Here is a 12,653-nt window from a genome sequence, read left to right on the forward strand (position 1 = left end):
GACACCCTAACGGCCGGACGGCGCGGGGAGGGCGGCTTCCACCAGTTCGGCGAGATCTTCCGACCCTTTCGGCAGTGATTTCGCCGGCCACCAGCGAAGATCGTCCGATTCGTCGCTTTGTACGGGCTGGGCGCCCCGGGGTGCGCGTACGACGAAACGCACGTCGAAATGCCGGGTCGGCACGCCGAGGGAACAGGTGATCGGGTGGACGTCGAGGTGAACCGGCACCGGATCGATGATCAGGTCCGGAATGCCGGATTCCTCCCGTGCCTCCCGCAAAGCCGCGTCCGCGAGGGTCGCGTCACCCGGCTCGCAATGCCCGCCGAGCTGGAGCCAGCGGCCGACTCGCGGATGCAGGGTGAGCAGGACGTTTTCCGCGTCGGCGTCCAGAAGTACGGCCGAAGCGGTGATGTGCCCGGCCGCGCATTCGCGACGGCAGACGTCGTCGCGGGCGGCGAGGAAGCCCAAATAGGCTTGCCGCAAGGATTCCTGGGCCGCGTCCCCGGGGCGCCAACTGGACAAAGTGGACACGACATCTTCGTGCAGGGTCACAGTTCGAGAAGTCCTTCACCGGGTTCGCCCGCGCCACGGGCGGGCGGCAGGGCGGCGGGATGTCCGATCGCGACCGCGCCGAGCGGTTCCCAGCGCGAGTCCAGGCCGAGGACCTCGCGGACGACGTCCGCGGCGAAGATGGTCGACCCGATCCAGCACGAGCCGAGGTCTTCGGCGGCGAGCGCGACCAGCAGGCCCTGCACCGCCGCGCCGCCCGCGACGGTGAACATCGTGTGCTCACAGGCGTTCCGCCGGTCGTCGGGGTAGGTGTGGGCGCCCTCGGCGACGAGGAACGGCACCACGACTTCGGGCGCGTTGTACAGGATGTCACCGCGGCTGAGGCGTTTCGCGACCTGCTCCGGGGTGAAGCCGTCGCTTTCGAGATCGGCCTGCCACGACGCCTTCATCGCGTCGAGAAGCTTGCGGCGCAAGCCTTCCTCGCGCAGCCACACGAACCGGACCGGCTTCGTGTGATGCGGCGCGGGAGCCGTCAGTGCCGTCGATACGGCGCGGCGCAGCACCTCGGGATCGACCGGCTCGTCGGTGAAGGACCGGATCGACCGCCGCGCGAGCACGGCTTCCCGGCGGCCCTGCGCGATGGCTTCGTTGGTGCCGAGCCGGAACAGGTCCTCTTCCACCGGCCGGAGCAGCTTGCGGGCGGTGGATCCGTCGTCGGTCAGCTGAAGGCCGCGCACGACGGCGACCGGTGTCCCGCCGAGTTTGCCCTTCACCAGATCCGCCGCGGCGGCCAGTTCGTCGGCGATCGCCACCTCGGTGACCGCGAGTTCGTTGCCCTGGCCGTCCACCTCGCCCGCGTACGAATGCAGCACCCGCAGGCCGGACGCGCCGATCGCGGCGTCGGTCTGCCCGACCCGCCACGCGCGGCCCATCGTGTCGGTGACGACGACGGCGACCTCGACACCGAGCCGCTCGCGCAGCCCGTTCCGCAGCGCGAGCGCGGACGCGTCCGGATCGGACGGCAGCAAAGCGACCTCACCGGAGGCCACGTTCGACGCGTCCACGCCGGACGCCGCCTGCACGATGCCGAGTTTGTTCTCGGTGATCACCGTCCGGTTGATCCGCGCGATCACGCGGACGGACTCCTCCTCGACGAGCCGGCGCCGGGCGGCATCACGCTCGTCGGGGTCGGCCGGGACGCGGATCAGCATGCCCTCGGCCTTGGAGACGATCTTGCTGGTGACGACCAGGACGTCGCCCGAACGCAGCCACGGGGCCGCCGAGACGATCGCCCCGGTGAGGTCGTCGCCGGGGCGGAACTCCGGCAGCCCTTCGACCGGCAGGATCTCGATCTTCGCCGAAGCGTGGTCAGTCAACGGAAACTCCAGCCAGATCGAAAGCCGCGCGCACCATCGCCTCGGTGGCGTCCACATCGGACATCAGCAGGGGCACGTCGCGGACGGCGACGCCCGGTACGTCGACGGTTTCGCCCTCGGCGACCAGCCAGCCGTCGAGCACGCCTTCCGAAGACTCCTTGCGGGAGCCGTAATGCCGTCCCACGGCCTCGGCGGAGGTCTCCACGCCGATCGCGCTCAGGCACGCGTCGGCCATACCGCGCAACGCCTTCCCGCCGATGATCGGCGAAATGCCGACGACCTTGGCGCGCGTCTTCCTCAGCGCGTCGCGGATCCCCGGGACGCCGAGCGTCGTGCCCACCGAGACCACCGGATTCGACGGCGCGAACAGCACGACGTCGGCCGCCGCGATCGCGTCGAGCACGCCCGGCGCCGGTTTGGCCTCGTCGGCGCCGACGGCGATGATCGAATGCGCCTTCGGCTCGGAGCGGTAGCGCACCCACCACTCCTGGAAGTGGATCGCCTTGCGCTGGTCCGGATCCTCCGGATCGTCGATCACGACATGCGTTTCGACGCGGTCGTCCGACATCGGCAGCAGGCGCACGCCCGGCTGCCAGCGGTCGCACAGCGCCTCGGTGACCTGCGAGAGCGGATAGCCCGCGCGCAGCATCCGCGAACGGATGAGGTGCGTCGCGATGTCCTTGTCGCCCAAACCGAACCAGGTCGGCTCGGCGCCATAGGCGGCGAGTTCCTCCTTGACCGTCCAGGTCTCCCCGGAGTGGCCCCACCCGCGCTCTTCGTCGATTCCCCCGCCGAGGGTGTACATGCAGGTGTCCAGGTCCGGGCAGATGCGCAGACCGTGCATCCACACGTCGTCCCCGGTGTTCACCAGCGCGGTCACCTCATGCGGCGATTCCGGGGCGGAACCGACCGCGGGCAGACCCAGTGCTTGCTTGACCCCCAGCAGGAAGCGGGCCCCGCCCACTCCGCCGACCAAAATGACGACCTTCACGACGGGCGATCCTCGCACGCCCCCGGAGCCGGGGCCCAGTAGCGGTACCTGTGGTGCTCCGTACAGCCCAGGTTTTCGTACAGCTTCAGCGCGCCGGAGTTGCCCAGCGCGACCTGCAGGACGACGCCGGTGGCGCCCTGGGCGGCGCCCCAGGCGCCGATCGCGTTCATCAGCCCGCTCGCCAGCCCCCGCCGCCGGAACTCCTCCCGGACCTCCAAGCGGGCGACGTGCAGCCATTCGCCGACGATCCCGCCGCGCACCGCCCCCACCGTGCCGCCGTCGGACTCCACGACCCCGAAACCGACCTTGCCGGTGCCGAGGACATGCCGCGGTGCGTCCGCCGGTTCGGCGCGGCCCGTCGTCAGCTCCCACCATCCGGACGTCGGCTCGTCGAGGACCACCGCTCCCGCCGAGGTCCCGCGCGGGAGCGGCCCGGTCATCACGCGGACCTCGTGCGCGGGCCGGTGTTCCACATGCTGGACCCAGCCGTGGGCGTCGATGGCGGCTTCGGTGGACGTGTTCTGGATCACCTGCACGACGGGTGGGATGCCGTGATCGTGGGCGAAGTCACAGACCGCCCGCAGGGCCTCTGGCAGCGGTTTTCCCGGGTCACCGATCGCGAGGGCACTGTTGGCGCGGGCGGTGAACCCGTCCGCCCAGCGCAGCCTCCAGTCGCCGATCCGGCCCTCCAGCAGGGGAGGCCATGCCTGACTACAGGTGAGCTCGAGCAATTCCGCGCTGTTCACGGTTAGATTGTGCCAAGGAAGGCAGTGGAGGGACCCCGATGAGCATCGCGCGCAAGGACGACCGGCACAACGAAGACCTGGTCCGCGAGATCTCAGACGGCTTCAACCGGGCATTGGGCGCGGAAAAGGCCGTCGAGGAGAAGGACGCGGAGGCGGCGAAACCCGCTGCGCCGAAATTCGTCATCACTGGGGACAGCAGGGCCACTCCGCCGCCTCGCCGGAAGGACCGCTGAAAGCCCATACCCGGAGTACGGATAAGGGTGGCCTAAGCGGGCCGGTGGCGCCCGTGGGCGCGTAATGTCCGTTGCAGACTGGTGAAGCAGAGATAAAGCAGGAGTACGCAGTGACCTACGTGATCGCCGAGCCCTGCGTCGACGTGCTCGACAAGGCGTGTATCGACGAGTGCCCCGTGGATTGCATCTACGAGGGTGACCGCATGCTGTACATCCACCCGGACGAATGCGTCGACTGCGGTGCCTGCGAGCCGGTCTGCCCCGTCGAGGCGATCTACTACGAGGACGACGTCCCCGACGAGTGGGGCGACTACACCAAGGCCAACGTCGACTTCTTCGACGAACTCGGCTCGCCCGGTGGCGCCTCCAAGGTCGGCAAGACCAGTCACGACCCCGCCTTCATCAAGGCTCTTCCCCCGCAGGGCGAATGAGCCGGGTCGCTCTTCCCGATTTTCCCTGGGACTCCCTCGCCGAAGCCAAGGCGAAGGCCCAGGCACACCCCGGCGGCATCGTCGACCTGTCGATCGGCACGCCGGTGGACCCGGTTCCCGAGAGCGTCCGCGCGGCACTCGCGTCCGTGTCGGACATCCCGGGCTACCCGACCACGCACGGGATCCCCGAGCTGAGGGCCGCCGCGGTCGCCGCGCTTTCGCGGCGGCACGGCATCGAAGGCGTTCCCGAGGCGGCCGTGCTGCCGACGATCGGTTCGAAGGAACTGGTCGCCTCGCTGCCGCGGCAGCTGGGCTTCGGCCCCGGTGATCTCGTCGTCATCCCCGAGGTGGCGTACCCGACCTACGAGGTCGGCGTGCTGCTGGCTGGTGCTTCCCTGCTGCGTGCCGACAGCACGATCGCGCTCGGCCCGCAGCGGCCGTCGATGCTGTGGCTGAACTCGCCCTCCAACCCGACCGGGCGCGTGCTCGGGGTCGACCACCTGCGCAAGGTCGTCGACTGGGCGCGGGAACGCGGCGTCGTCGTGGTCTCCGACGAGTGTTATCTGGCGCTGGGCTGGGAAAGCGAGCCCGTGTCGATCCTGCACCCGTCCGTGCACGGCGGCTCCCTCGACGGCCTGCTGGCCGTCCACTCGCTGTCGAAGTCCGCGAACCTCGCCAGCTACCGCGCCGGGTTCGTCACCGGCGACCCGAAGCTCGTCGCCGGGCTCCTGGAGATCCGCAAGCATTCCGGGCTGATCGTGCCGCGTCCGGTGCAGGAGGCCATGGTCGCCGCACTGAAGGACGACGAAGCGCTCGCCGTGCAACGGGAACGCTACGCGCGCCGGCGGCTGGTGCTGCGGAAGGCGTTGCTGGACAGCGGTTTCGAGATCTCGCACTCCGAGGCGGGGCTGTATCTCTGGTCCACGCGCCGGGAGTCCGCGCTCGACACGGTCGACTGGCTCGCCGAGCGCGGGATCCTCGCCGCGCCGGGCACGTTCTACGGGCCGACGGGCGGGCAGCACGTCCGGATCGCCCTGACGGCGACGGACGAGCGGATCGACGCCGCCGCGGAACGGTTGGCTTAACTCCGGGCCGCACCTCGCCCCCCCGTCCGGTGCCCCGGGGGCTGAAGGGCCTCTTCCCCTCATCTCACGCGGCGAAGGGCGCTTTCCTCGCATCTTATGCGGGGAAAGGGCCCTTCAGCTCACGTCGCGACCCGTGAAGCCCCGGTAGATGAACCGCGTCAGTGCCTCGACGGCCTCCTCTTCGGAGACCGAGGTCGGGTCGAGCAGCCACGTGTGCGCGAAGCCGTTGACCAGCTCCGCCATCATCGCGAGCGTGAGGCGCTCCGACGCGGGCAGTTCCATGCCTGCCTCGGTGATGTACGCGAGGTGGCCGATGATGTCCGCGGCCTGATCCGCGCCGAACTTCGCGAAGGTGTGCGCGAACTCGTCGCTGACCATCGCGGCCTGGCGCAGCGCGAGCATCGTCGCGGCGTTGTCGCGGTGGAAGTTCCAGTACTCGCGGACGTGCCAGCGCACGGCGTCCGGGTCGGTGAAGTCGGCCTTGTGCTCCGGCGAGGTCGCGTTGACGTCGCTAGCCGCCGCGAGGTCGGCGAGTAGCGCTTCGAGCAGTTCTTCCTTGCTCGCGAAGTGGTTGTAGAACGACCCCGCCGCGCGACCGGCTTCCGCCGTGATGTCGGTGATCTTGGTGTTCAGGTACCCCTTCGCCGCGAAAACGCGCTTCGCCGCGTCCTTGAGCGCGGCCTCGGTCTCCGCCGCCTTCTCCTTGCGGCTCGTCACCGTCATCGGCACCTCCTTGACACGGAAGGCTAGCAACGGGCACAGTGAATCAAGATTCACTGAATCTTAATTCACTGGAGGAGAGATGACCGAAGTCCTGATCGCGGGAGCCGGGCCGACCGGGCTCACGCTGGCCATCGATCTCGCGCGCCGCGGCGTCGGCGTGCGGATCGTCGAGCAGGCCGAAACGTTCTTCGAGGGCTCGCGCGGCGATGGTCTGCAGCCGCGCACGCTGGAGGTCTTCGAGGACCTCGGCGTCCTGGACGCGGTGCTGGCCGCCGGGCAGCCGCCCGTGGCGATGAAGATCCATCTGGGCGGCGAGGTCGTCGGCGAGCGGATGATGGCCGAACTCGCCGAGCCGACACCGGACGTGCCTTACCCGAACGGCTGGTTCCTCGGCCAGTCCCGGACCGAGGGGATCCTGCGCGACCGGCTCGCCGAGTTCGGTGTCAAGGTGGAACTCGGGACCCCGCTGATCGGCTTCGAGCAGGACGCCGACGGCGTGACCGCCGAACTGCCGGGCGAGCGCGTCCGGGTCGACTACCTCGTCGGCGCGGACGGGGGGAAGAGCTTCGTGCGCAAGACGCTCGGGATCGCGTTCGAAGGCACGACCGACGAATCGATCCGCATGCTGCTGGGCGACGTCCAGGCCGAAGGGCTCGATCGCGCGTACGGGCACTGGTTCGCCGAACCCGAGGACCCGATGTCGGGGATCGTGCTCACGCCGCTGCCCGGGGTGCCGCACTTCCAGTTCGGCGCGCCGCTGGGCGAGGAAGAGGTCGAGGCGTCGCTGAGCACGCTCCAGGCCCGGCTCGACGACCTGTCCGGCGGCGGGATCCGGCTGCACGACCTGGCGTGGTCGACGGTGTGGCGGCCCAACATCCGGCTCGCCGCGCGGTTCCGCGAAGGCCGCGTCTTCCTCGCCGGCGACGCGGCGCACGTCCACCCGCCCACCGGCGGGCAGGGGCTCAACACCGGCGTGCAGGACGCGTACAACCTGGGCTGGAAGCTCGCCGACGGGTCACGGGAGCTGCTCGACAGCTACGAGCCGGAGCGGCGCGGGGTGGCCGCGCGGGTGCTGAAGATCAGCACCGAGATCCTCGAGAAGTACCGGGAGGGCGCGGACGACGCCCACGAACGCGGCGAGAACACGCGTCAGCTCGACATCGGATACCGCGGCGGCCCGCTCGCGCCCGCGTCGACCGGCCGGATCCGCCCCGGCGACCGCGCGCCGGACGCGCCGCTGGTGGACGGAGGCGGCAAACCCGTCCGGCTGTTCGAACTCTTCCGCGGTCCGCAGGAGACGCTGCTGGTGTTCGGCGACGGTCCCGCTCCCGAAGGCGCGCGCCGGATCCTGCCCGCGGGCAGCACACTGTCCGATGTGGACTTCGAGGACGTCGGCGGGCGCGCCTTCGCCGCATACGAGGCCGAGAACGGACGTCAGGTGCTGATCCGGCCGGACGGCTACCTGCGCGCGATCACTTCGGGCTGACAGCGCGAGCGGCCTTGTCGACCTCCGCCCAGACGTCGCGCCACAGGGCGCGGAGCCCGGCCCGGCGCAGCAGTTCCTTCTCCGCGATCCGGCCCGCGATGAAGGCGGCTTCGGGGTCGACCGAGGTCACGACGCCACGCATCCGATCGGCCGCGACGCAGGCGTCCTGGTGATCCCCGAGGACGGTCTGGAAGTTCTTCGTGGCCTTGATCAGCCGCTGGATCCGCTCCGCCTGCTTCTTCTTCGCGGCGGGCTTGGCCATCTCCGCGGCGTAGCGCAGCTTCTTGCCGTAGATGCGAAGTGCGTGAAGGTCGTCGTCCGGGGGATCGGCGGGAAGCGCCTTCACGGCTTTGACGAGTTTGCGGTGCGGCTTCGCGAGCCCGGCGACGAGATCCGCCGACGTCAGCGGCGCCTCCGAGGTGGCCTCTTCGGTGGCGGGCTGCCGGGCGAGGCGGCCGATGTCCTGCAGCATCGCGGCGTACCGGGGGCTGGCGAGCGCGCGGGTGAGCCGCCGCTTCGCGACGCCGCGTTCGGTGACGAACTTCGAGACCAGACGGCGCGCGGCGGGCTGGTCGCGTACCTCGAACTCCGCGACGACCTCGCGCAGATGCCCGATCAGGACGTCGTAATCCCGGACGTCCCCGAGCGACTGGCCGAGCCAGCCGAGTTCCGCGCGCACCGGTTCGGCGTCCGGGCCGACGAGGCGGCCCGACAGCTTGAGGACGCTTCGCATGCGGCGCAGCGCGACCCGCATCTGGTGCAGATCCTCGGGATCGGCGCCGGATTTGGTGCCCGGCTCGTGCGCGAGGAGCGCGCGGATCTCGACGTCGAGTTTGACCCGGACATGGGTGGCCGCCGGATCGTCCGGCCCGGCTTTCGCGGGGCGGTCGCCGAGGCCCAGTGCGGCCGGGGTGGTCGAAGGGACGTTCTTGCGCGGCAGGGTCTCGGCTGTCACGAGATGAATTCTAGGTGAACCGGCAAGGTGGTCCGGGCCGTGAGAGAAGCAAGGGACCTTTGCTATCGCTCTCCGGGGGAGAGTGACAGCAAAGGTCCCTTGCTCTCTTTTCGCAGGTCAGTTGGCGTGCAGGGCCGCGTTCAGCTCGATGCCGACGCCGGTCCGCGCGACGACCTCGACGGCGCCGGTCCCGGAATTCCGCCGGAACACCGCGCCCGAGATGCCGGACAGCTCCAGCGCCTTCACGACCTTGCCCTCGAAGTTCACCTTCGTGCCAGCCGTGACGTAGAGGCCCGCTTCGACGACCGAGTCGTCGCCGAGCGAGATGCCGACGCCGCCGTTCGCGCCGATGAGGCAGCGCTCGCCGATCGAGATGACTTCCTTGCCGCCACCGGACAGGGTGCCCATGATCGACGCGCCGCCGCCGACGTCGGAACCGTCGCCGACCACGACGCCAGCCGAGATCCGGCCCTCGACCATGGAGGCGCCGAGCGTGCCGGCGTTGTAGTTGACGAAGCCCTCGTGCATGACCGTGGTGCCGTTGGCCAGGTGCGCGCCGAGACGGGCGCGGTCGGCGTCGGCGATGCGGACGCCGGTCGGCACGACGTAGTCCACCATCCGGGGGAACTTGTCCACGCCGTAGACGGTGACGTTGCCGCGCGCCCGCAGCCGCAGCCGGGTCGCCTCGAAGCCTTCGACAGGGCACGGCCCGTGGTTCGTCCACACGACGTTCGCCAGCAGGCCGAAAATGCCGTCGAGGCTCGCGCCGTGCGGCCGGACCAGCCGGTGCGACAGCAGGTGCAGGCGCAGGTAGACGTCGTGCGCGTCACCGGGGGCGTCGGCGAGGCGGGCGACGGTCGTGCGGACCGCGACGACCTCGACACCGCGGTCGGTGTCCGGACCGAGCTGGGCCGCGGCGGCCTCGCCGAGAGCCTCGGAGGCCTCTTCGGCGGTCAGCCGTACCGTGCCGGCCTTGTCCTCGGCGCTCTCGGTCAGCTTGGGCAGCGGGAACCAGGTGTCCAGCACCGTGCCGTCGGTCGTGACGGTGGCCAGTCCGACGCCGGTCGCGCCGGTGGTTTCGGGATCAGGGGTCTGCTCGCTCACGCCCTGAACGGTAACCCAGTGACCTGCCTCAACCGCCGACGAGGCTCTTCACACTGGTCAGCGCCGCCGACATGTCCACGAGCGCCTGGCCGCACGCGCCGCCGGGCGCCGGCTGGTCCTGGCAGTTCGCGGTGCGGAAGGCGGAGATCGGGCGATCGAGGGCGTCGGCACTCGCCGAAAGATCCGGCCTGCGCTTGCGGACACTGCCCGCGGCGCTGGAGAGTTCGGTGACGTACTTCTGGCAGCCCTTGGGCGATTCGGTCCCCGGTGCCAGATAGCACCGGTCGGTGGTCAGCGCCTTGAGCTTGATCGGCAGCACGTCCGGCCCGGCGCTGCGGCTGGGCTTCACCGTCACCGGGACCTCGCCCGATCCGCAGCCGCCGAGTAGCAGGAGAAGGGCGACCAAGACCACTCGCATGCGCACTCCCTCACGGTAGCCCTGCCGCCCCGCCGGTACGGTGCGGGCATGCCTTCGCTCGATCTGCACGCGGACCCTGTCGACCTCACCGCCGCGCTGGTGGACATCTTCAGCGTCTCGGAGGAGGAGAAGGTCATCGCGGACGCGGTGCAAGCGGCGCTGGAGACACAGGCTCCGCACCTCGAGGTGATCCGCAACGGCGACGCGGTCCTCGCCCGCACCAACTTGGGGCGTCCGACTCGGGTGCTGATGGCCGGGCATCTCGACACCGTTCCGGTCAACGAGAACCTGCCCGTGCGCCGCGAGGGGACCGGTGACGACGAGATCCTGCACGGCCTGGGCACCGTCGACATGAAGAGCGGCGACGCCGTCTTCCTGCACCTCGCCGCCGCTCTCCGGGAGCCGAAGCACGACGTCACCTTCGTGTTCTACGACTGCGAAGAGATCGAAGCGACGAAGAACGGCCTCGGCCGCATCGAGCGCGAGTTGCCCGAGTGGCTGCAGGCCGACCTCGCGATCCTCGGCGAGCCTTCGAACGGCGGCATCGAGGGCGGCTGCCAGGGCACGATGCGGATCGAGATCCGCGTCGAAGGCGCCCGGGCGCACACCGCGCGCGGCTGGATGGGCGTCAACGCGATCCACGGCCTCGCCGAACCGCTGCGCAGGCTGGCCGAGTACACGCCGCGGGTGGTCGACATCGACGGCCTGACCTACCGCGAGGGCCTGCAGGCCACCAAGATCGGCGGCGGGGTCGCGGGCAACGTCGTCCCGGACGAGGCCGTGCTCACGATCAACCACCGGTTCGCGCCCGACCGCGGCGCCGACGAGGCGGAGGCGCATCTCCGCGAGGTCTTCGAGGGCTACGACGTCGAGGTCGTCGACCTGTCACCGGGTGCGTTGCCCGGCCTGAGCGCCCCGGCGGCCGCCGAGCTGGTCGCCGCGGCGGGCGGCAAGGCTGTCGCGAAGCTGGGCTGGACCGACGTCGCGCGCTTCGCGGCTCTCGGGATTCCGGCGGTGAACTTCGGGCCCGGCGACCCGACGCTGGCGCACACGCGGCAGGAGAACGTGCGGGCGGGGGAGATCCGGCAGGTCGCCTCGATACTGCGCGACTTCCTCAGCGTGAGTGGGCAGTAGCGTCCCGGTTGTTCACGCACCTCGCGTGCTGGCCTGAGTCCCCGATGTGGCATTGGGGACAATGAACGTCTCCAATGCCACATTGGAGACACAGGCTCGCGGCAGAGCCGCACCGACTCACGTGCAAGGCCAGCGGCGGTAGCAAGGGACCTTTGCTATCGCGAGCCCTCCTGACCTGCGGAAAGAGAGCAAGGGACCTTTGCTATCGCCCCGGGAGGTCCTCTTCGGCGCCGAGCAGGAGCAACCCCCGCCGCAGCAGGTCCGCGGCTTCCTCGGAGCGTCCCTGGTCGCGAAGCAGCTCTCCCGCTTTGTCCACCGAAGCGGCCAGGACACCGCGAGCGTCGCGAAGAGCGGCGACGTCGATGGCGTGCGCGAAGGCCGCTTCGGCTGCTTCGAGGTCTCCGCGCGCCAGGGCCAGCGAGCCCTGTTGGAACGTGAGTGACGCGGAGTGCGGCGAGTCCGCCGGGATGGCGTCGGCCGCTTCGGTGAGCAGTGCGGCGGCGTCGTCGAGGCGGCCGAGTTCGCGGCAGAGGTCCGCGAGTTCCAGGGTGACGGCGTGGTCGGGGGCCGCCGCGCGGGAAGCGCGAAGGTCCGCGAGGGCGCCTTCGGGATCGTCGGCGCGCCGGACCAGCGCCCGCGCGTAGAGACACCGGGCCAGCACCGGCCTCAGTGCCCGTTCGTGGAGGAGGTCGTGCAGCACCGCCACGGTGGCGACGGCGTCGGTCACCCGTCCTTCGCCGAGGTAGGTCTCGGTCAGCCGGCGCTGGTTCTCGGTCAGTTCGGCCAGGATCTCCTCGCCGCCGCGGGTCAGCCGAAGTGCCTCGCCCGCGTGCCGCGCGGCCTGGGTGGTTTCGCCGAGGCGGAGCTGTCCTTCGGCGAGGTACGCGTGCAGCGTCAGCAGGAGCACCGGATGCGGGTGGTGCTCGCGGCTCGCGTCGAGCGCGGTCCGGAGCAGGTGCATCGCGTGGTGCGGCTCACCCCAGCCGATCAGCACGTTCGCGCGCAGCGCGACGGCCAGCCGCCGGTACGCCGGGACATCGTCGGCGAGCGCGGCTTCGGCGGCGGCCACCAGTCGCGGCCGGGTGTCGCCCTCGGTGTACCGCGCGAGCCACAGCCAGGCGAGCCCGGCCTGGCGGTGGCGGCCGAGGCGTTCCGCCCGCCGGGCCAGGCGCCGCATCTTCGGCGCCGAGCCGCGTCCGGTGAGTAAGTCCGCCGCGGCCGCCGCGATGTCCAGGTCGAGCCGGACGTCGTCGCGGGGCGACGTCACGCCGAGCAGCTCGCCGGTGTCCACCCCGAGTCGCGCGGCGAAGTGGCGCAACGCGTCGCCGGACGGGGTCCGCGCCCCGGTCTCGACGGAGGAAACGTACGCGGCGGTGTAGTGCGGCTCGGCGAGTTCACGCTGGGTGAGGCCGCGTTCGGCGCGCAGCCGCCGCAGTCGTCCGCCGACCTCCTCGCCCATGT

14 protein-coding genes are annotated in these 12,653 nt (G+C 70.6%); 5 read left to right on the plus strand and 9 right to left on the minus strand.

The features are described from left to right. Positions 1-6: 6 nt before the first annotated feature. The 4 genes from L324_RS29805 to L324_RS29820 are packed head-to-tail and all read right to left on the minus strand — an operon-like array spanning position 7 to position 3,608. Positions 7-552, minus strand: coding sequence for an NUDIX hydrolase (locus tag L324_RS29805; protein ID WP_037316160.1), 546 nt, complete (start codon positions 550-552; stop codon positions 7-9). Further along, positions 549-1,886 carry a coenzyme F420-0:L-glutamate ligase gene (locus tag L324_RS29810; protein WP_037316163.1) on the minus strand — a complete coding sequence of 446 codons (1,338 nt, stop codon included), beginning with the start codon at positions 1,884-1,886 and terminating at the stop codon, positions 549-551. The genes L324_RS29805 and L324_RS29810 overlap by 4 nt, the downstream gene beginning before the upstream one ends. Further along, complete coding sequence (gene cofD, locus L324_RS29815) at positions 1,879-2,877, minus strand: 2-phospho-L-lactate transferase (RefSeq protein ID WP_037316166.1); 999 nt, start codon at positions 2,875-2,877, stop codon at positions 1,879-1,881. The genes L324_RS29810 and cofD overlap by 8 nt, the downstream gene beginning before the upstream one ends. Then, complete coding sequence (locus L324_RS29820) at positions 2,874-3,608, minus strand: GNAT family N-acetyltransferase (protein WP_081736512.1); 735 nt, start codon at positions 3,606-3,608, stop codon at positions 2,874-2,876. Before L324_RS29820 ends, cofD begins: the two co-directional genes overlap by 4 nt. Positions 3,609-3,661: 53 nt before the next feature. Between L324_RS29820 and L324_RS29825 the strand changes: the two genes are divergently transcribed. The 3 genes from L324_RS29825 to dapC all read left to right on the plus strand — a co-directional run bounded on the left by L324_RS29825 (position 3,662) and on the right by dapC (position 5,372). Then, complete coding sequence (locus L324_RS29825; RefSeq protein WP_037316170.1) at positions 3,662-3,856, plus strand: hypothetical protein; 195 nt, start codon at positions 3,662-3,664, stop codon at positions 3,854-3,856. A 110-nt stretch (positions 3,857-3,966) separates the two neighbouring features. Then, positions 3,967-4,287, plus strand: a complete 321-nt coding sequence (fdxA, locus tag L324_RS29830) for a ferredoxin (RefSeq protein ID WP_037316172.1) — start codon at positions 3,967-3,969, stop codon at positions 4,285-4,287. Continuing rightward, entirely contained in the window at positions 4,284-5,372 is a 1,089-nt protein-coding gene (dapC, locus tag L324_RS29835) for a succinyldiaminopimelate transaminase (RefSeq protein WP_037316174.1), read from the plus strand. The genes fdxA and dapC overlap by 4 nt, the downstream gene beginning before the upstream one ends. 114 nt (positions 5,373-5,486) lie before the next feature. Here dapC and L324_RS29840 read toward each other — a convergent pair whose 3' ends face one another. After that, entirely contained in the window at positions 5,487-6,095 is a 609-nt protein-coding gene (locus L324_RS29840; protein WP_037316176.1) for a TetR/AcrR family transcriptional regulator, read from the minus strand. A gap of 79 nt (positions 6,096-6,174) precedes the next feature. Here L324_RS29840 and L324_RS29845 point away from each other — a divergent pair, with 79 nt between their 5' ends. After that, the gene (locus L324_RS29845) at positions 6,175-7,581 is read left to right on the plus strand and encodes an FAD-dependent monooxygenase (protein ID WP_037316187.1); all 1,407 of its coding nucleotides are present in this window, start codon (positions 6,175-6,177) and stop codon (positions 7,579-7,581) included. On the opposite strand, the gene L324_RS29850 is transcribed toward L324_RS29845, so the two are convergent. The 3 genes from L324_RS29850 to L324_RS29860 form a co-directional block, all read right to left on the minus strand. Next, the gene (locus tag L324_RS29850; protein WP_037316196.1) at positions 7,568-8,536 is read right to left on the minus strand and encodes a CHAD domain-containing protein; all 969 of its coding nucleotides are present in this window, start codon (positions 8,534-8,536) and stop codon (positions 7,568-7,570) included. The genes L324_RS29845 and L324_RS29850 overlap by 14 nt on opposite strands. 117 nt (positions 8,537-8,653) lie before the next feature. Further along, positions 8,654-9,640, minus strand: coding sequence for a 2,3,4,5-tetrahydropyridine-2,6-dicarboxylate N-succinyltransferase (dapD, locus tag L324_RS29855; RefSeq protein WP_037316199.1), 987 nt, complete (start codon positions 9,638-9,640; stop codon positions 8,654-8,656). Between the two features lie 28 nt (positions 9,641-9,668). Then, complete coding sequence (locus L324_RS29860; protein ID WP_235783681.1) at positions 9,669-10,058, minus strand: hypothetical protein; 390 nt, start codon at positions 10,056-10,058, stop codon at positions 9,669-9,671. Between the two features lie 48 nt (positions 10,059-10,106). Here L324_RS29860 and dapE point away from each other — a divergent pair, with 48 nt between their 5' ends. Continuing rightward, a complete protein-coding gene (gene dapE / locus L324_RS29865; protein ID WP_037316204.1) occupies positions 10,107-11,192 on the plus strand; it encodes a succinyl-diaminopimelate desuccinylase in 1,086 nt (361 codons plus the stop codon). 202 nt (positions 11,193-11,394) lie between these two features. Here the strand turns inward: dapE and L324_RS29870 are convergent, their stop codons facing one another. Next, positions 11,395-12,651, minus strand: a complete 1,257-nt coding sequence (locus tag L324_RS29870; RefSeq protein ID WP_037316631.1) for a helix-turn-helix domain-containing protein — start codon at positions 12,649-12,651, stop codon at positions 11,395-11,397. Positions 12,652-12,653: the final 2 nt, after the last annotated feature.

Origin of the sequence: Amycolatopsis orientalis DSM 40040 = KCTC 9412 (assembly GCF_000478275.1) — a bacterium.
GTDB classification, from domain to species: domain Bacteria; phylum Actinomycetota; class Actinomycetes; order Mycobacteriales; family Pseudonocardiaceae; genus Amycolatopsis; species Amycolatopsis orientalis.